Origin of the sequence: Streptomyces sp. SCSIO ZS0520 (genome assembly GCF_025643355.1) — a bacterium.
GTDB classification, from domain to species: Bacteria; Actinomycetota; Actinomycetes; order Streptomycetales; family Streptomycetaceae; genus Streptomyces; species Streptomyces physcomitrii.
On the sequence record NZ_CP092644.1, the window covers coordinates 4,322,182 to 4,341,991 of the forward strand.

Annotated in this window: 11 protein-coding genes; 9 read left to right on the plus strand and 2 right to left on the minus strand. The window is 72.7% G+C overall.

Annotated elements, in window-relative coordinates:
- Positions 1-95: 95 nt before the first annotated feature.
- Positions 96-1,190 carry a DMT family transporter gene (locus MID12_RS16935; protein WP_263168268.1) on the plus strand — a complete coding sequence of 365 codons (1,095 nt, stop codon included), beginning with the start codon at positions 96-98 and terminating at the stop codon, positions 1,188-1,190.
- 154 nt (positions 1,191-1,344) lie between these two features.
- On the opposite strand, the gene MID12_RS16940 is transcribed toward MID12_RS16935, so the two are convergent.
- The gene (locus tag MID12_RS16940; RefSeq protein WP_263168271.1) at positions 1,345-4,719 is read right to left on the minus strand and encodes a pyruvate carboxylase; all 3,375 of its coding nucleotides are present in this window, start codon (positions 4,717-4,719) and stop codon (positions 1,345-1,347) included.
- Between the two features lie 412 nt (positions 4,720-5,131).
- On the minus strand, positions 5,132-6,706 hold the full coding sequence (locus tag MID12_RS16945; RefSeq protein WP_040251700.1) for a peptidoglycan-binding protein: 1,575 nt from the start codon (positions 6,704-6,706) through the stop codon (positions 5,132-5,134).
- A 787-nt stretch (positions 6,707-7,493) separates the two neighbouring features.
- Here MID12_RS16945 and MID12_RS16950 point away from each other — a divergent pair.
- From MID12_RS16950 to MID12_RS16985, 8 genes are all read left to right on the plus strand, one after another.
- Positions 7,494-8,723, plus strand: coding sequence for an MFS transporter (locus tag MID12_RS16950; RefSeq protein WP_263168275.1), 1,230 nt, complete (start codon positions 7,494-7,496; stop codon positions 8,721-8,723).
- A gap of 280 nt (positions 8,724-9,003) precedes the next feature.
- Positions 9,004-12,816, plus strand: a complete 3,813-nt coding sequence (locus tag MID12_RS16955; protein ID WP_263168277.1) for an amino acid adenylation domain-containing protein — start codon at positions 9,004-9,006, stop codon at positions 12,814-12,816.
- The gene (locus MID12_RS16960; protein ID WP_263168279.1) at positions 12,813-14,105 is read left to right on the plus strand and encodes an ATP-grasp domain-containing protein; all 1,293 of its coding nucleotides are present in this window, start codon (positions 12,813-12,815) and stop codon (positions 14,103-14,105) included. Before MID12_RS16955 ends, MID12_RS16960 begins: the two co-directional genes overlap by 4 nt.
- Complete coding sequence (locus tag MID12_RS16965) at positions 14,102-15,046, plus strand: peptidase (RefSeq protein ID WP_263168281.1); 945 nt, start codon at positions 14,102-14,104, stop codon at positions 15,044-15,046. Before MID12_RS16960 ends, MID12_RS16965 begins: the two co-directional genes overlap by 4 nt.
- Before the next feature lie 3 nt (positions 15,047-15,049).
- Positions 15,050-16,849, plus strand: coding sequence for an asparagine synthase (glutamine-hydrolyzing) (gene asnB / locus MID12_RS16970; protein WP_263168282.1), 1,800 nt, complete (start codon positions 15,050-15,052; stop codon positions 16,847-16,849).
- A gap of 63 nt (positions 16,850-16,912) precedes the next feature.
- Positions 16,913-17,749, plus strand: coding sequence for a hypothetical protein (locus MID12_RS16975; protein ID WP_263168284.1), 837 nt, complete (start codon positions 16,913-16,915; stop codon positions 17,747-17,749).
- 10 nt (positions 17,750-17,759) lie between these two features.
- On the plus strand, positions 17,760-18,680 hold the full coding sequence (locus tag MID12_RS16980; protein ID WP_263168286.1) for an aminotransferase class IV: 921 nt from the start codon (positions 17,760-17,762) through the stop codon (positions 18,678-18,680).
- A gap of 83 nt (positions 18,681-18,763) precedes the next feature.
- Positions 18,764-19,714: an AEC family transporter gene (locus tag MID12_RS16985; RefSeq protein ID WP_263168287.1), complete on the plus strand. Its 951-nt coding sequence runs from the start codon at positions 18,764-18,766 to the stop codon at positions 19,712-19,714.
- Positions 19,715-19,810: the final 96 nt, after the last annotated feature.

Genomic DNA, 19,810 nt, shown 5'->3' on the forward strand with positions numbered 1-19,810 from the left:
GTGCTGTCGAGTCGATGCGGGCACCGTTCTCTTGAGACACGGCACCGGGCCCGCCGGGCGCGCTGCCCGCGTACACATCGCCAGGAGGAGGCCCCATGGCCGGGAGCGGGACCCTGCGGACGACACAGGCGGGGGTACGGATCGCCGTTCTCGCGCTGCTGTGGGGGTCGACGTACCTGTGGATCGATCTGGCCCTGGACGGCCTCGGCCCGGTGCAGGTCGCCTTCATCCGCTGCGTCTTCGGCGCGCTCACCCTGGCGCTGTACTGCCTGTGGAGCCGGGTCCGCCTGCCGCGCGGGGCCGGGGTCTGGCGGCATGTCTGCGTCGCCGCGTTCTTCTGCAACGCGCTGCCGTTCACCCTCTTCAGCCTCGGCCAGCAGAGCGTCGACTCCGGGCTCGCCGGGGTCCTGAACGCCACCACCCCGCTCTGGTCCCTGCTGCTCGGCCTCACCCTGGGCACCGAACGCGGACTGCGCCCCATCCGCCTCGCGGGACTGCTGCTCGGCTTCGCCGGTACGGTGCTGATCTTCGCGCCCTGGGGTGCCGACGGCGCCACCAGCTGGGGCGCGCTGGCCATCCTCGGCGCCGGGGCGAGCTACGCGATCGCCTTCAACTACATGCACCGGCACCTGGTCGGCAAGGGCTACGCCACCCTCTCGCTCTCCACCGCCCAGCTGCTCGCGGCCACCGGATGGACCGCGCTGCTGCTGCCGTTCAGCGGCTCCGGCTCCCCGGGCTCGGAGTTCCTCAGCCTCGGCCACTTCGACCCCGGGCTGAAGCCCCTGCTCGCGGTCATCGTGCTCGGGGTCCTCGCCACCGGGGTCACCTTCCACCTGACCTACCGGATCATCGCGGACGAGGGTGCCACCGACGCCGCGACCGTGGGCTACCTGCTGCCCGTGGTCTCCGTACTGCTCGGCGCCCTGGTACTCGGCGAGGACCTGAGCCTGCGCATCTTCGCCGGGATGGCCGTCGTCCTGGCCGGAGTGGCGATGACCCGCCGCGGCAAGCCGTCCGTGGAGCCGGAGTCCGCGGGGGAGCCCGAGTCCGCGGGGGAGTCTGAGCCCGTGGGGCAGCCTGAGGCCGTCGGGGAGCCTGGGTCCGTCGGAGAGCCTGGGGCTGCGGGCGGGGGCAGCCCCGAGGGCGAGACCGGCCGGGGCGATCTCACCTCGCCCACTCCGCGCGCTTAGGGGTCGGGCCCGGGAGGCTCGCCGTCGCGGCGGAGCCAGGGAGGCCGCCGTGGCGGCGGCTGGTCTCCCCGGCCCCGGTGGCTCCGGCCCGGTCGGTTGACGACTCCGGCCCGGTCGGTCGACCCGGCCGGGCCGGAGTCACCGAGGAGAGCCCTCAGCTCAGCTCGACCAGCAGGTCGCCGCCCTCCACCTGCTGGATGGCGTTGATGGCGAGCCGGGTGACGGTGCCGGACTTCTGGGCGGTGATGGTGGCCTCCATCTTCATCGCCTCGATGGTCGCGACCGTGGCCCCGGCCTCCACCTGGTCGCCCTCCTTGGCGACCAGCGTCACCACTCCGGCGAAGGGCGCGGCCACATGGTTCGCGTTCGACTTGTCCGCCTTCTCCGCGGCGGGCAGATCGGAGGCGACCGAGCGGTCCCGCACGCTGATCGGGCGCAACTGGCCGTTCAGCGTGGACATCACCGTGCGGTAGCCGCGCTCGTCGGCCTCGCCGATCGCCTCCAGCTCGATGAGCAGCCGTACCCCGGGCTCCAGGTCCACGGTGTACTCCTGGCGCGGGCGCAGTCCGTAGAAGAAGTCCTTGCTCTCCAGGATGCTGGTGTCGCCGTAGGCCTGGCGGTGGGCGTCGAACTCCTTGGTCGGGCCGGGGAACAGGAGCCGGTTCAGCGTGGCCTGCCGGTTCTTGGCGAGGCCCTCGCGGTCCTCGGCGGACAGCTCCTGGGTGGGCTTCGGCTCGGCACGGCCCTCAAGTGCCTTGCTGCGGAAGGGCTCCGGCCAGCCGCCGGGCGGCACGCCCAGCTCGCCGCGGAGGAAGCCGATGACCGAGTCGGGGATGTCGAAGGTGTGCGGCTCCGCCTCGAAGTCCTCCGGCGAGACCCCGGCGCCGACCAGGTGCAGGGCGAGGTCGCCGACCACCTTCGAGGAGGGGGTGACCTTCACCAGGTGGCCGAGGATCCGGTCGGCGGCGGCGTACATCGCCTCGATGTCCTCGAAGCGGTCGCCGAGGCCGAGCGCGATGGCCTGGGTGCGCAGGTTGGACAGCTGACCGCCGGGGATCTCGTGGTGGTACACCCGCCCGGTCGGGGAGGCGAGGCCCGCCTCGAAGGGGGCGTAGATCTTGCGCACGCTCTCCCAGTACGGCTCCAGGTCGCCGACCGCCCCGAGGTCCAGTCCGGTGGGCCGGTCCGTGTGGTCGGTCGCGGCCACCAGCGCGGAGAGCGAGGGCTGCGAGGTGGTGCCGGCCATCGAGGCCACGGCCCCGTCGACCGCGTCCGCCCCGGCCTGGATCGCCGCGAGGTAGGTGGCGAGCTGGCCGCCCGCGGTGTCGTGGGTGTGCAGGTGCACCGGCAGGTCGAACTCCCGGCGCAGCGCGGTCACCAGCTTCGCGGCGGCCGGGGCGCGCAGCAGTCCGGCCATGTCCTTGATGGCGAGGACGTGCGCGCCCGCCGCCACGATCTGCTCGGCGAGGCGCAGGTAGTAGTCGAGGGTGTAGAGCTGCTCGCCCGGGTCGAGGAGGTTGGAGGTGTAGCAGAGCGCGACCTCGGCGACCGCGCTGCCGGTCTCGCGTACCGCCTCGATGGCGGGGCGCATCTGGCTCACGTCGTTGAGGGCGTCGAAGATGCGGAAGATGTCGATGCCGGTGGCGGTGGCCTCCTCGACGAAGGCGTGCGTCACCTCGGTCGGATACGGCGTGTACCCCACGGTGTTGCGGCCGCGCAGCAGCATCTGGAGGCAGATGTTGGGGGCCGCCTCGCGCAGTTGGGCCAGCCGCTCCCAGGGGTCCTCGGCGAGGAAGCGCAGCGCCACGTCGTAGGTGGCACCGCCCCAGCACTCCAGGGAGAGCAGCTCCGGCAGGGTCTGCGCCACCACGGGGGCGACGGCGAGCAGGTCCTTGCTGCGGACCCGGGTGGCGAGCAGCGACTGGTGGGCGTCGCGGAAGGTGGTGTCGGTGACGCCGAGGGTGGGCGACTCGCGCAGCCAGCGCGCGAAGCCCTCCGGGCCCAGCTCGACCAGCTTCTGCTTGGAACCGGCGGGCGGCTGGGCGCCGTCCAGGCGCGGCAGCTTGCCGGCCGGGTCGATCAGCTGGGGGCGCTCGCCGTGCGGCTTGTTGACGGTGACGTCGGCGAGGTAGGTGAGCAGCTTGGTGCCGCGGTCCGCGGAGTGCCGCGCGGTCAGGAGGTGCGGCCGCTGCTCGATGAAGGAGGTGGTGATGTTCCCGGCCTGGAAGTCCGGGTCGTCGAGGACCGCCTGGAGGAAGGGGATGTTGGTGGAGACACCGCGGATGCGGAACTCGGCCACCGCCCGGCGGGCCCGGCCGACCGCGGTCGCGAAGTCGCGTCCCCGGCAGCTCAGCTTCACCAGCATGGAGTCGAAGTGGGCGCTGATCTCCGTACCGGCGTGGGCGGTGCCGCCGTCGAGGCGGATGCCCGAGCCGCCGGGGGAGCGGTAGGCGCTGATCATGCCGGTGTCCGGGCGGAAGCCGTTGGCCGGGTCCTCGGTGGTGATCCGGCACTGCAGGGCGGCGCCGCGCAGATAGACGGTGTCCTGGGAGAGGCCGAGGTCGGCGAGGGTCTCGCCGCCCGCGATGCGCAGCTGGGACTGGACCAGGTCGACGTCGGTGACCTCCTCGGTCACCGTGTGCTCGACCTGGATGCGCGGGTTCATCTCGATGAAGACATGGTTGCCGTCGCGGTCGAGGAGGAACTCCACGGTGCCCGCGTTGCGGTAGCCGATCTCGCGGGCGAAGCGCACCGCGTCGCCGCAGATCCGCTCCCGCAGCTCGGGGGAGAGGTTCGGCGCGGGGGCCAGCTCGATGACCTTCTGGTGGCGGCGCTGGAGCGAGCAGTCGCGCTCGAAGAGGTGGATGACATTGCCCTCGCCGTCCGCGAGGATCTGCACCTCGATGTGCCGGGGCTCCACGACGGCCTTCTCCAGGAAGACCGTCGGGTCGCCGAAGGCGGACTCCGCCTCGCGCGCCGCCGCCTCGATGGACTCGCGCAGCACCGAGGCGTCCTCGACGCGCCGCATGCCGCGACCGCCGCCGCCCGCGACCGCCTTCACGAAGACCGGGAAGCCCAACTGCTCGGCGGCGGTGACCAGTTCGTCGATGTCGGTGGAGGGCTCCGAGGAGCCGAGGACCGGCACGCCCGCCGCCCGGGCCGCAGCCACCGCGCGGGCCTTGTTGCCGGTCAGCTCCAGGATGTCCGCGCTGGGCCCGACGAAGGTGATGCCCGCCTCCTCGCAGGCCCGCGCGAGGTCCGGGTTCTCGGACAGGAAGCCGTACCCCGGGTAGACCGCGTCCGCCCCGGCCTCGCGGGCCGCGCGCACGATCTCCTCCACCGAGAGGTACGCCCGCACCGGGTGGCCCGGCGAGCCGATCTCGTAGGCCTCGTCGGCCTTGAGACGGTGCAGCGAATTGCGGTCCTCGTGCGGGAAGACCGCGACGGTCCGCGCCCCCAGCTCGTATCCCGCGCGGAACGCCCGGATGGCGATCTCCCCGCGGTTGGCTACCAGCACCTTGCGGAACATGTCCGAATTCCCTTCAACCTGCCCGTTAGGAACACTGCACACTGCCGTGGCGGCGACGCTACTGCCCGGTAAGCCGTTCGCACAGCTTCGTGCGGGCGGATCCCACCACATGGACGGCCTGCGCTCCCGACGGATGCAGACGGCTCTGCCGGTGAGGTACCCGGCACGGCCGAAGGTATCCGGTGAGCTATCTCTCGCGGGAGGACCTGGCGATCCTGGGATCGGCGGTGCCTAGGCCGAACGGGTAAGCACTATGGGCGGGCCTCGCGCCGCCGGGACCGATGGGGTACGCGTTGCGGGGTGCCCCCGCCGAGAAGTACGGGGACCCGGGGTACGGCTACGGGGCCGCCCACGAAGGGGCGGCCCCGTAGGACCCGTAGGAGAGGAGGCGCGAGGAGGGGCGCGCCGGTGGTCAGCTGCCCGACTGCAGGGCGGTCCAGGTGGCCGCGCCCGCGATGCCGTCCACGCTCAGCCCGCGCGCCTTCTGGAAGGAGCGCACCGCGGTCTCGGTGGTGGCGCCGAAGGAGCCGTCCACCTTCACCGTGGAGCCGAGCGCCGCAGTCAGCGCCCGCTGGAGCCGCTTCACGTCCTCGCCCGAGGAGCCGTTCTTCAGCGTGGGCTTCGTCCCGGCCGAGAGCAGCGCCGTCCAGGTCTTCGCGCCGACGACGCCGTCCGCGGTCAGACCCCGGGACTTCTGGAAGGCCTTCACCGCGCTCACGGTGGTCGGCCCGAACTTCCCGTCCACCTCGCCCGCGTCGAAGTCCTGCGCCTTCAGCAGCTTCTGCACGGCCTTGACCTGAGCGCCGCTCGCCCCGTCCTGCTGGGTGGTGTACGAGGGGAAGCTCAGCTCGTCGCCGACGCCGGTGCCGCCGACCAGCTGCATGTAGTAGTCCCAGTTCCAGTGCGGGCCCGGGTCGGTGTGGTCGTTGCCCGGCACCTCGACGTGGCCGAGGATGTGCGCCCGGTCCTTCGGGATGCCGTGCGTGTCGCAGAGGTGCTTGGTGAGCGCCGCCGAGGAGCGGTACATGGCGTCCGTGAACCAGCTCGGGTCGTCGACGAAGCCCTCGTGCTCGATGCCGAGCGCATGGCTGTTGGCGTCCCTGGCGTGCCAGGCGGTGTCGCCGTCGCGCACCATCTGGGTGATCTCGCCGTCCGAGGAGCGGACCACGTAGTGGGCGCTGACCTGCGCCTCCGGGTTCTGGAACCAGCTGACCGTGCCCGCGTACGAGCCCTGCGTCACATGGATGACCACCATGTCGATGGCGGCGCTGCGCCCGGCGGCGTAGTTGCTGGTGGAGGCGGGCACCCAGAGCGCGGGCGGGTAGTCCGGGCTCTGCGCGGTGACGTCCTCCGCCGAGAGGCCGCCCTTCTCCGGGTGCACCGAGCGCCCGACGACGGTGACCTCCTCGCCGCCGGTCCGGGCGAGCAGCCCCTTGGCGAGGAAGTCGTAGACGGTGTCCGCGTACAGGGCGGCGGTGGCGCCCTTGCTGCCGCTGTAGCGGGCGACGGCCGGGTACCAGGCGTCCAGGTCGCCGCGCTCGGCGGCGCTCAGGCCCGCCTTGTCGGCGTAGGAGCGCAGCACGGCCGCGGCGCCGAGGATGTTCGCCTCGCTGTCCCGGCGCAGTTCCGCGGTGCTGAGCCCGGTCAGTTCGGCGGCCTCGTGCAGGGTGCGGTGGCCTGGGTTGCTCACCAGGTGCATCACGCCGTAGCCGTTGGCCTGGCTCGGCTTGCCCTGGTGGCCGTCGAGGTGCGTCTCGCCGTAGCCGACCGCGGCCAGCAGGTCGCGCGGCACGCCGAAGCGCTCGGCGGCCTTGGCGAAGGCCGAGTTGAGTGAGGTGTCCTGCGCGGACTGGGTACGGGTGTGGGGGGCCGTACCGTCCAGCACGGCGGCGCCGGCCGGCAGTCCGGTGGTGGCGAGCGCGGTGACGGTGATACCGGCCAGGACCAGGGTGCGCAGTCGGCGGCCGGAGGTGGAGGGGCGGGGCATCGGTGCTCCTGATCTGTGGGGGTACAGGAACGCCCTCGCACCACACGGGAGTCGGGAGCGAGGGCTGAAGTCCCGCACACTAGCGAGATGTTGCGGACATGACAATGACTTCTCCGCGGAATCGCTACGCGCGTAGCCCTCGCGGTGGCGGCGGCCCGGCCGCTGTGTCCCTGTCGTGTTCTGCCGTTCCCCGCCGCCCGGTGCCCTTGCCTGCCGTGCGGCCCCTGCCGTGCGACCCGCACGCTCGCCGACTCGCGGACTCCGCCCGGCTCTTCGGCTCCGCTCCCGGGTGCGTCGGCGCCCATTCCCCGTGAGGAAGGGCGAGTCGGTGATCTCCGAGGGTGCGTGGTGCGGTCTGCGTGCGGTTGCATCCGCGGGCCCGGGCAGGGGTGCGGCACCCGCGCTTCCGGGGTGGGCAGGGGTGAGGTCTCCGGTTTATCGGGAATTCACGCCTCCGACCGCTCGTACCCGCCGGTAGATAGGATATCGGCGACAAATCTTTCCGGAATTGCCAGGAGGGATTGTGTTGAAGATAGAATATCTATTCACTGTGATGCGCGTCACAGAATAGTTTTCTGGACACCATGGCGTGTCCGCCGTTTCGATAGGGGCTGCGCGGGACCGGTGATCTTGGTCCCGGTTACGGGGGATTTACCCGTTCTTCGTTGGCAATGGCGCTGAACGAGAGGTGGGGGAGCGTGTCAGGTCTGCTGGCAGGCGGAGGCCGAGCGGTGCCCTGGTGCCGCGAGCGGCGGCGGGGCGGTCGACGGCGGCGTACGGCAGGGACATGCTGAGCCGCTTCCTCCCCCCGCGCGGACCGGCGCGCACCCTGACCGGCATCACTCTCGTCCACACCATGGGCCAGGGCCTGTGGATGGCCCTCAACGCGATCTACGCGACCACCGTGCTCGACCTGACACCCGGCCAGTTCGGCATCGGCGTCGGAGCGGCCGCGGCCGTCGCGCTCGCCGTCAGCACCCCGACCGGGCACCTGGCCGACCGCCTCGGCCCGCGCGCCCTGCAGCTCTGGTCCTTCCTCGCCCTCGGCCCGCTCACCGCCGCCCTGCTCGCCGTCGACGGCTTCGGCACGTACGTGGCCGTGGTCTGCGTGCAGGCCGTCGCCTACAGCGCCAGCCGCAGCGCCCGCATGGCCATGGTGGCCGGCCTGATCCCGCCCGAGGACCGGGTCTCGGTACGCGCCTATCTGCGGGCCACCAGCAACGTCAGCGTCTCCGTGGGCGCGGGCCTGGCCGGGCTCCTGCTCGCCGTCGACTCCGAGCCCCTCTACCGCGCGGCCGTCGTCTTCAACGCCGCGACCTACCTGGTCACCGGGCTGCTCTCGCTGCTGCTCCCCGCGGTCGCCCCGCAGCCCGCCCGGCCGGGGCCCGCGCTAGTCGTGCTGCGCGACCGGCCCTATCTGGCCTTCGTCGTCCTGGACGGGCTGCTGTCGATGCACAACCTGCTGCTCGACGTCGTCCTGCCGCTGTGGGTGCTGCACCGCACCGAGGCCCCGCGCTGGATGATCGCGGCGATCCTGCTGACCAACACCGTCGCGGTGGTGCTGCTCCAGGTGCGCGCCGCCCGCGGCACCGACGAGCCGCGGGAAGCCGCCCGCGCCTCCCGCTCGGGCGCGCTCTGCCTCGCCGCGGCCTGCCTGGTCTTCGCCTGCAGCGGCGGCCGCTCGGCGCTCCTCGCCGGCCTGCTGCTCTTCGCGGGCGCCCTCGCCCACGTACTCGGCGAGATCCGGCAGTCCGCCGGGAGCTGGGGCATGGCCTTCGGGCTCGCCCCCGAGCACGCCCAGGGGCAGTACCAGGGCACCTACGCGATGGGCGCCGACATGGGCAAGATGCTCGCGCCCGCCCTGCTGACCTGGCTCGCCATCGAGCACGGGGTGGCCGGCTGGGTGGCGATGGCGGTCGGTTTCGCCCTGGTGGGCGCCGCGATGCCGCTGCTCGTGCGGTGGGCCGAGCGCGCCGGCGAATCCGGAAAGGCGGCCCCCGAACCGGCCGCGGTCTGACCGCCGAGGAACCGTGCATTCACGGTGAGTCCGCAGGGAATCACTGCCGCTCCGCCCGGGGAATGCCCGACATCTTCCCTTGCGAAAGGGAGAGGAACCGCAGCGATCCCGCGCGGAAATGACATGACAAAAGGCTGCGGCGGACCGCGCCCGGAGAACACCGGGAAATGATCCGCCGCTGCCGCCCGGATTCCGCGTCCGCAGGCGCGACGCAGCACCCGGAAAAGCGCAGTAGAAAACAGAAGTACGCAGAAGAACCCAGCAGAACAACAAGGGGAACATGACCGTGGGCGATCTTTCCGCCGCTTCTTCCACCGTGGCCCTGCAGCTTCCCGTCAGGGAGCCGCGCGGCACGGCCGCCGAGCCGAGGCGGCACGCCTGGTCCGAAGAGCGCCCCGGGGACCTCGCCCGCTGCGCCGAGGAGGCGGGCGCCCGCCTCGACGACCTGGCGCACGCCGCCTTCGCCCTCCTGCTGCACCGCTGCAGCGGGCAGCCCGCGCTGGCCCTCGGCCGTACCGCCGACCCCGCGCCGGGCGGCCAACACCCGTCCGCGGCAGCCGAGTTCGCGGTGCCCGCCCTGCTGGACGAGGAGACCCCGCTGCCCGTCGCCGCCGCCGCGCTCGCCCGGCTCCGCGAGGAGCGGGCCGCGTCGGCCCGGGGCCCGGCCGCGCTCGGTGCCGGGCTGCGCGCCGGCAGCCACCTGCGGCGCGAGGGTGTCCCACTGCCCGAGGGATACGACCTGCTCCTGGAGATCGGTACCGAACAGGGCGCCCTCGACCTGGTCCTGCACCACGACGCCGCCCTCCTGGAACCGGCGTTCGCCGCCCGGATGGCCGTGAACCTCGGCGTCCTGCTGCGCGACGCCGCCGCCCGTCCGGACGCCCCCGCGGGCCGGCTCAGCGTGCTCTCCGCCGAGGAGAGCCACCGCCTGCTGACCGTCCTCAACGACACCGGCCACCCCTACGACACCACCGCCACCGTGCACGGCCTGGTCGAGGCGCAGGCCGCCCGCACCCCAGAGGCCCCCGCCGTCGACTTCGGCGGCACCGTCTGGACGTACCGGCAGCTGGACGAGCAGGCCAACCGTCTGGCCCGCGCGCTCGGCGCCCGCGGACTCGCGCCCGGCGCGCGCGTCGGCGTCAGCCTGGAGCGCACCCACCGCACCGTCGCCCTGCTGCTCGCCGTGCACAAGGCGGGCTGCGCCTATGTGCCGCTCGACCCGGCCTACCCCGCCGACCGGCTGCGCACCATCGCCGCCACCGCCGGGATGTCCCTCGTCGTGCACGAGGGCGAGCAGGCCCCCGGCTGGCTGGCCGGGACCGGGGTGCCGGGCCTGCCCAGCGGGGAGCTGTGGGAGAAGGCCGCCTCCGAGCCGGGGAGCAGCCCGCAGCTCGCCGTGCGCCCCGAGGACACCACCCACCTCATCCACACCTCGGGCTCCACGGGCCTGCCCAAGGGCGTCGTGATCAGCCACCGCAACGTCGTCGCCCTCCTCGCCTGGGCCGAGGACACCTACCCGGCCGGGGACCTCGCGCGGGTCCTGTTCTCCACCTCGCTCAACTTCGACCTCTCGGTCTACGAGCTGTGGGCGCCGCTGACCCGCGGCGGCTGCGTGGTCGTCGTCGGCAACGTCCTGGCCCTCACCGAGGACCCCGGGTTCGCCCCCACCCTCGTCAACACCGTCCCCAGCGCGCTCAACGTCCTGCTGCAGCGCGGGGCGGTGCCGGACTCCGTGCGGGTGCTGAACGTCGCCGGGGAACCGCTGTCCAGGGAACTGGTCGACACGGCCTTCGCGCAGACCTCGGTGGAGCGCCTCTACAACCTCTACGGCCCCTCCGAGGACACCACCTACTCCACCTGGAAGTGCTTCACCGGGCCGGTCCAGGGCCAGCCCACCATCGGCGTGCCGGTGCACAACACCCGCGCCTACCTGCTCGACCCCGAGGGCCGGCCGGTGCCCCTCGGCGCCGTCGGCGAACTCCACCTCGGGGGCGACAAAGTCGCGGACGGCTACCTCGACGACCCCGAGCGCACCGCCGCCGCCTTCCTGCCCGCCCCCGCGGACCCGCGGCCCGGCAGGCCCGCCTGCCGCCTCTACCGCACCGGCGACCTGGCCCGCTGGACCGAGGACGGCGAACTGCGCTTCCTCGGCCGCAAGGACAACCAGGTCAAGGTCCGCGGCTTCCGCATCGAACTCGGCGAGATCGAGTCGGTGCTGCGCGAGGTGGTCGGTCTGCGCGACGTGGCGGCGCTGGCCGTGCGCACCGCGGGCGACACCCGGCTGGTCTGCTGGGTCGGACTCGACGGTGCCGCGGTCACCGCCGAGGAGATGTCCGCCCACCTGCGGGCCAAGCTGCCGCACTACATGCAGCCCGCGAAGATCCTCCTGGAGGAGCGGCTGCCGGTCCTGCCGAACGGCAAGGTCGACCGCAAGGCGCTGGCCGCCCGCCCGGTCGACTGGGGCCGCGCGGGCGCCGCCGCCTTCACCGGCGAGGACCCCGAGGAACGCGAAGTCGCCGACGCCTGGACGGAGTTGCTCGGCCTGCCGCAGCTCGCCGCCGAGCTGGACTTCTTCTCCGTCGGCGGGCACTCGCTGCTCGCGAACCTGCTCGCCGCCCGCCTGGGCGACACCGCGGGGCGCCCGGTGCGGGTCGCCGAGATCTACGCCCACCGCACCCTCGCCGCCCAGGCGGAGCTGCTGCGCCGCAAGCGCGCCGAGGCCCCCGCCGCGGGCACCGCCGCCGGCGGCCCCGGCCGGGCGGCGGCCGTCGCCGCGACCCTGCGGGAGTCGGCCCGCGGCCACGGCGTGCCCGGCGCGGGTGTCGCGGTCCTGGTGGACGGGCGGGTGGAGTGCACGTACCACGGCCTCGCCGATGTGGCCGCGGGCACGCCCTACGGGCCGCGCACCCGCCAGCGCATCACCTGCATCACCAAGCCGATGCTCGCCTTCGTCGCGCTGCGCCTGGTGGACCGCGGGCTCCTCGGGCTCGACCAGCCGCTCGACGGGATCCTCCCAGAGGCCTTCGTGCGCCGCGGCGGCGAGCGGGTCCGGGTCACCCTGCGGCACCTGCTCTCGCACACCAGCGGTGTCGACGACAGCTACGAGGTCTGGCACGACACGGATCTGCCCGACCTGGACAGCTACCTGGCCACCCTCGGCGAGTACGGCCAGCTCTTCGCGCCCGGAGAGGTCTTCGCCTACTCGGCGGTCGGCACCTCCATCGTCGCCGGCGTCATCGAGAAGCTGCTCGGCATGTCCTGGCGGCGCGCCGTCAACGAGCTGATGCTCCTGCCGCTCGGCATCGCCGCGATCCCGGAGACCCTCGCGGAGAACGGCCACTACGGGGACGACATCTCCACCGGCTACCTGTGGCACGAGCCCACCAAGAGCTACCGGCCGCACGACCCGCCCCGGCAGACCGTCGCCGACGACGCCGCCGGATCCTTCTCCGTCTGCCTCACCCTCGAAGAGCTGGCGGCCGTCGCCCGCCTGGCGCTCGACGACGGCGTCGCCCCGAGCGGGGAACGCCTGCTGTCGGCCGAACTCGCCGCGGAGATGCGCACCCCGCAGATCCCGGTGCCGGGCCACCACTTCATGCACGCCTGGGGACTGGGCTGGCTGATGTTCGGCCCCTCCGCCTTCGGCTTCAACTCCAACGGCAGCGGCCACCACAACTTCGTGCAGATCTTCCCCGAGGAGGGGACCTTCCTGCTGCTGCTCGCCAACGCCTACCCGGCCTTCGGGCTCTACGAGGACCTGCTGCGGGAGCTGACCGGCGAGGGCCTCATCCGCACCGGCCGCCCCTTCGAGATGGAACTCGACGACTGCCCCGGGGTGTACGCCTCCGACGGCTACCGCCTGCACGTCCTGCGGGGCGAGGAGCACCTGCGGTACGAGTACGCCGAGCGCGCCCCGAACGGCAGTTGGCGGCAGCTCGACGAGGGCAGCCTCGTCCTGTCCGGCGCGGGCGGCTTCAGCTCGATGTCCGAGCGGAACGTCCTCGCGGGCTCCATCTCCTTCATCCCGGCACCGGGCAGCGCCACCCCCGGCTTCGTACGGATCGGCCAGCGCTTCGCGAGGAGGACCCGATGACCGGGCACGAAGGGCTCGCAGAGCCCCGACAGGGCCGAAAACACGTGGTGTTCGTGACCTGGAAGGCCGGGAACGCCCCCGCCTTCGAGGCCGCGGCCCGCCTCGGCCACCGGGTCACGCTGATCCGCTCGCTGCGGATGGAGAAGTCGCAGAACATCGACTTCGACGCCACCCCGTACGGCAGGTTCGTCGACACCGTGCACGTCCTTCAGGACGCCACCGACCTCGGGGCCCTGCGCACGCAGGTGCGCGCGGTGCACGACGCGCACCCCGTGGACGGCTTCGTCGCCACCGTCGACGCCCTCGTGGTGCCCGTCGCCCGGATCGCGGAGGAGCTGGGGGTGCCCTTCACCTCCGCTGCCGCGGCAGAGAACGCCAAGCAGAAGGACCGCTGCCGCCGGATCCTCGCCGACGCCGGGATCGACGGCACCGCGCACGCCGTGGTGCCGGGGGCCGAGGAGGCCGCCGCCTTCGCCGCCCGCCACGGCTACCCGGTGGTGGTCAAACCCGCCCGCGGCTCCGGCAGCGAAGGCGCCCATGTCCTCGCCGGCGAGGACGAGTTGCGCGCCGTGCTCGCCGATGCGGCGGCCGACCCCGCGTATGCGGCGGGGATCCTGGTGGAGGAGTACCTCAGCGGGCGCTTCGTCTCCGCCGAACTCGGCCTGTCCGGGGGGAAGTTCCTGCGCCTCGCGGTCAGCGAGCGGTCCACCTGGCACCGGCACGAGGCGCTGGAGACCGGCACCACCATCCCGGCCGCCCTGGACGCGGCCGACCACGACCGGGTGATGGAGTTCGCCGAGTCCGTGGTCGGCGCGCTCGGACTCGGGCTCGGCGTCTTCCACGTCGAGGTGATGCTCGGCGCGGACGGCCGGCCCCGGCTCATCGAGTGCAACCCGCGCCTCATGGGCTCCTGCCTGCCGAACCTCTTCCGGCTCGCGGGCGGCGGCGACATCTTCGAACTCCTGGTGCGCATCCACCTGAACGAGCCCGTCGACCGGCCGCCCACCCGCTTCACCCAGTACGCCACCGTCCGCTGGTTCGGCGCCGCCGACGCCGTGCCCCGCCCCGCGCACCTGCCCGACACCGCCTGGGCCGCCCAGTACGCGCCGCACCTGCACTCCTTCACCGTCCGCTTCCCCGAGGGCGAGGTCCTCGCCCCCTGCCGGGGAAACCTCGGCAACTTCGGCGAGGTGCAGGTCGTCCACCCCGACCACGACACCTCGATCCGCCTCGCGGAGGAGATCGTCCACCGCACCGCCGACCAGTTGGGATTCGAGGTGACGAGGTGACCACGACCGCCTTCTACGAGGAGACCAGGGCGCAGCTCGCCCGGCTGGGGCTGCCCTCCGGGGACCTGGCCGACGTACCGGACTCGGCCCGCACCTTCGCGGACGGCAGCCACTTCCGCATCGAGGTGCCCACCGTCAACTCCGTCCAGGCCGCGGCCACCCTGCTCAGCGAGAGCCGCCGCCGGGGCTTCACCATCAACCGCATCACCGAGACCCGCGGCATGTACCGGCACACCGCCCGCGAGATCGGCGAGTACGTCGCCCTCGGCAGGGACTTCGGCGCCGAGATCCTGATGTCCGTCGGCCCCCGCGCCGGTTACGACATCGGCGCCGGGGTGCAGACCCCCGAGGGCTCCCGCATCAGCTACCGGCTGCGCGGCCAGGAGCAGATCGTCCGCGCCGTGGAGGACGTCAAGCGCGGCGTCGAACTCGGTGTACGCGGCTTCGTCGTCTACGACGAGGGGCTGCTGTGGGCCCTCGGGCGGCTGCGCACCGCCGGAGACCTCCCCGCCGACCTGCACCTGAAGGTCTCCGCCCACTGCGGGCAGGGCAACCCGGCCGCCGCCCAGATGCTGGAGATGCTCGGGGCCGACAGCTTCAACCCGGTGCGCGACCTCACCCTGCCGATGATCGCCGCCCTGCGGCAGGCGGTGCGGATCCCGCTGGACTGCCACGTCGACAACCCGAAGAAGTCCGGCGGCTTCATCCGCACCTACGAGGCACCCGACTTCGTCCGCGTCGCCGCGCCGCTCCACCTCAAGACCGGCAACAGCGCGCTGGAGGGCCACGGGGTGAGCCCCGGGCCCCAACAGGTCGACGACATCCTGCGGCAGGTCGAGATCGTCATCGAGTTCCTCGCCCGCCACTACCCGGCCGCCCGCCAGAGCCCGGCCGGGCTGCGACTCTCCCCGGTCGGCGCCGGGACCCCCGCGGAGGTCTGAACCATGTGCCGCATCTACGGACACCTCGACGGCCCGCACCTCGGCCCAAAGGCCCTGCGCGCGGTCGGCGGGGCCATGCGCGAGGGCGGCCCCGACGCGCAGACCACAGGCCTCGGCGAGCGCTGGGCGCTCGGCAGCAACCGCCTCGCCGTACAGGGCATCGCCCACGGCAGCCAGCCCTACCGGCGCCCCGGGCTCACCTGCGTCTTCAACGGGGAGATCTACAACCACCGGGAGCTGCGGGCCGAACTGCGCGCCCAGGGGCACCTCTTCGAGGGCGACTGCGACGGGGACGTCCTGCTGCCGCTGTACGAGCGGCACGGGGAGGACTTCGTCTCCCGCCTGGAGGGCATGTTCGCGATCGCCCTCGTCGACGAACGCGGGCCCGAGCCCGTGCTCCAGCTCTTCACCGACCACGCGGGCATGAAGTCGCTCTACTACTACCGGACTTCCGACGGCGGGCTCCGCTTCGCCTCCGAACTGCGCGCGCTCGCCCGCTACCCCGACTTCCCCGCCGCGATCGACCCGCTCGCCGTGGACCGCTACCTCGGCGGACGCGCCGTCTGGGGCCCCGGCACCGTCCACCGCGAGGTCCGCACCCTGGAGCCGGGTTCCGTCCTGCGCCTCGCCGCGGGCCGCCTCGACCTGCGCCTGACCGCGCTGGAGCCCGCCCGGCCCGACTGGCCGGACGCCACGCCCACCGTGGAGGCCGCGGGCGAGCAGCTCGACGCCCTCCTGCAGCGGGAGATGGGCCGCATGCTCGACGCGGACGTCCCCGTCTGCGTCATCACCAGCGGCGGCCTCGACTCCAGCTACACCACCGCACTCGCCGCGCACCTGCTGCCCGAGGTGTCCTCCTTCAACATCGCCTACCGCGGCGACTGGCCCGCCGACGAACGCCACTGGGCCGCCGAGGTTGCCCGGCACTGCGGCACCGACCACCATCAGGTCCTGCTCGACCCGGCCGGGTTCCCCGCCCTCGTCGACCGCTTCGTCCGCCACCTCGACCAGCCCAACAACGCCCCGCACAGCCTCAGTACGTACGCCCTCTTCGAGGCCGTCCACGAGGCCGGCTTCAAGGTGGCCCTGACCGGCGACGGCGCCGACGAGCTCTTCGGCGGCTACGCCCGGTTCGTGAAGGCGGCCCGCGACGACAGCCCCACCTGGCACCGCGCCTACCAGGGCACCATGGCCGCCGTGCACACCGAGGGCCTGCGCGGCCTCTACACCCCCGACTACCTCGCCCAGGTCCGCGCCGCAGGCGGCTTCTTCGGCGACGCCAGCGGCGACGAACTCGACCGGCGGGTGCGCACCGGCGAGCGGAACAAGCTCGAAACCCTGCTGCGCTACGACCAGTTCGCCCGCTTCCCGTACTACATCCTGCGCCGCGTCGACCACTTGAGCATGGCCCACTCGGTGGAGGCCAGGATGCCCTTCCTGCAGCCCTCGGTGATGCGCTTCGCGCACGCCCTGCCGGCCGGGATCAAGGTCGCCGGGGACACCGTCAAGGCGCCCGTCGCCAGGGCCGCGCGCCGCTGGGTCCCGCAGAGCGTCCTCGACCGCCCGAAGCAGCCGTTCACCCTGCCGATCGCCGCCATGATCAAGCCGGGCGAGGCCCTCTACGACATGATCGGCGACCTGCTGCTGGCCCCCGGGGCCCGCTGCCACGCCTTCGTGCGCGCCGACTCCGTACGCGAACTCCTGCGCCTGCAGACCGAGTCGCCCGGTGCGCACGCCGCGGACGCGCTCTGGTCGCTGCTGATGCTGGAGACCTGGCTCGCCACCCGCGACCTCACCGCCTGACCACCCGAGACCGCCGGGGCCTCACCACCGAGGCCGCCGCACACCCGAGGAAATGAGCCGAACATGACCGCACCGCAGGCCGAGCACCGACCCTCCGTCGTCTCGCTGCTCGCCCATGTCACCAAGGACGACATCCGCCGGGACCCCTTCCCGCACGTCGTGGTCCGCAACGCGCTCCCGCAGGAGCTCTACGAGGCGCTGTCGAAGTCGATGCCGACCGGCGAGTACATCGCCGAGCGCATCGGCAAGCCCATCACCAGCAACGAGCGCTACAACTACATGTCCGAGCCCATACTCGCCGACCCCACCGTGGCGCAGGTCTGGAAGGACTTCGTCACCTACCACGCCTCGCCCGCCTTCCTGGAGGAGTTCCTCGACCTCTTCCAGGAGGACCTGCTCGCCAACCTGCCCGAGGCCGAGGAGAAGATCGGCACCCCGCTGCGCGAGCTGCGGGTGGGCCGCCGCAACCGCGACGGCTTCGAGACCCACGACATCCTCATGGACTGCACGGCGGTCATCAACTCCGCGGTCACCGGCCGCCCTTCGGCCTACCGCGGCCCGCACGTCGACAAGCCCTACAAGCTCTTCGGCGGCCTCTTCTACATGCGCCTGCCCGAGGACGACACCGAGGGCGGCGACCTGGTCCTCTACAAGTACCGCCCCGGCGCCCACAAGTTCCACACCAGCGCCTCCGAGTACGGCGACAACCGCTTCGACATCGACCCGCAGTACGTCGAGGAGGTCATGACCATCCCCTACGAGGCGAACACCCTGGTCCTCTACCCGATCAACCGGCTCGCCCTGCACGGCGTCTCGGTGCGCGCCCTCACCCAGCACCAGCGCCGCTTCGTCGCCCTCGTCGGCGACCTGCAGCACCACCTCTTCGACCTGGCGCTCTGAGGAGGCCCGCATGCTTCCCTTCGACCGGCGCACCGGGCACATCTGGTACGACGGCTCCCTCGTCGAGTGGAGCGAGGCCACCCTGCACGTCCTCAGCCACGGACTGCACTACGCCTCCAGCATCTTCGAGGGCATCCGCATCTACCGCGGCGAGCCCTTCCTGCTCAGCCACCACCTCGACCGCCTCGCCGCCTCCGCCCGCATCCTCGACTTCACGCTGGAGTACGACCGCGAGGTCCTGCACAAGGCCGCCCGCGACGTGGTCGAGCGGGCCGGCATCACCGAGGGCTACCTGCGGGTCAACGCCTGGCGCGGCTCCGAGATCATCCAGACGGCGGCGCTGCACACCTCCGTGCACACCACCCTCGCCGCCTGGGAGCTCCCGGCCGGGTACTACGCCGCCACCGACGCCCTCGACAAGGGCATCCGGCTGGTCACCGGCCGCTACCGGCGCCCCTCGCCCGCGTACGCGCCGGTCAAGTCCAAGGCGGCCGGCAACTACATGATCGGCACCGTCAGCAAGAACGAGGCCCTGCGGGCGGGCTACGACGACGCCCTGCTCCTCGACGACCGCGGCAACTTCGTCGAGGCCACCGGCGCGCACCTGTTCTTCACCAAGGACGGGGTCCTGCACACGCCGACCACCCGCTGCACCATCGACGGCATCACCCGGGCGGCGGTCCTCGCGCTCGCCGCGCACCAGGGCGTCGAGGTCGTCGTCGGCGACCTGCCCCCGGCCTTCGCCCAGGAGGCCGACGGCGCCTTCCTGTGCGGCACGGCCTGCGAGATCCTCCCGGTCGCCGAGATCGACGGCCACGGCTACGAGGTGCGGGGCAACACGCTCCTGCACTCCCTCGTCACCGGCTACCGCGGGCTGGTTGACGGCAGCGGCGACGTGGAAGTGCCGAATGCGTGGGCCCCGGCCCCCTGACCGGGACCGGCCCGCGGGCAGCCGCCGCGGGAGCGGGCACCGCACACGGGACGAAGCAGGCAGGACGAGGCGAGGACGCGCGCATGGGAGCGGTCGAGGCGCTGGAGAAGCTGGCACCGGTGGTGCTGGCCTTCGGCTGCGGAGTCCTTCTCGCGCGGCGGGGCGCCGTCCCCGCGGCCGCCTCCCAGGTCTTCGCCGACTACGCCTTCCTCTTCGCGGTGCCCTGCTTCCTCTTCGGCAGCATCTACCGCAGCGACCTGGGCGCCCTCTTCGACTGGCGGGCGTTCACCGGCTACGCGGCGGCGGCCCTGGCCGCCGCCGCGCTGACCGGGACCCTCGTGCGCACCTTCGGCGTACGCGATCCGCGCGGCATCGCCCTGCGGGTGATGGCTGCCGTCCAGGTGAACACGGCCTACTTCGCCGTACCCGTCTTCATCATGCTCTTCGGGGACGCGGCGCCGATCTTCCCGGTGCTGCTCTTCCAGGTGTGCGTGCTCTCCCTGATCATCCTCTCGGTCATGGAGCTCGGCAGCGCCGAGCGCACCGGCAGCCGCGCCCGCCGCCTCGGCGGCGCCGTGTACGCCTCCCTGGTGACCCCCGTCGTCCTCGCCTGCAACGCCGGCATCCTGCTCAACCTGCTGCCGCTGCACCTGCCCGGCGTGGTGCTCGACAGCTTCGACTTCGTCGGCGCCAGCGCCTCCCCCGTCGCCCTGTTCGCCCTCGGCCTGCACCTCGGCGGCACCGGCCTCGACGTGCGCGGCACCACCCGCGAGGAACTGGGGCTCATCGCCTTCAAGTGCCTCGCCTTCCCGCTGCTCACCTATGCGGTCTGCCACCACCTCTTCGGCGTCGACGGCGTACGGCTCGACCAGCTCGTCCTGATCGCCGCGATGCCGGCCCCGCAGAACCTGTTCATCTTCGCCCAGCGCTACCGCGTGGGCGCCGACATGGCCGCGGCCCTCGTCGTCAAGAGCTCCGTGGCCGCGCTGCTGCTGCTCCCGCTGTGGACGCAGTTCCTCAGCCGCACCCCCTGACCGCCCCCACCCGAGGACTCCTTCCGGCGGCCCCGCCGGCACACCCGTGCCGCGCCCGGCCCCTCCCCCCATGTGAAAAGCCCGTCCGAAAGGCAC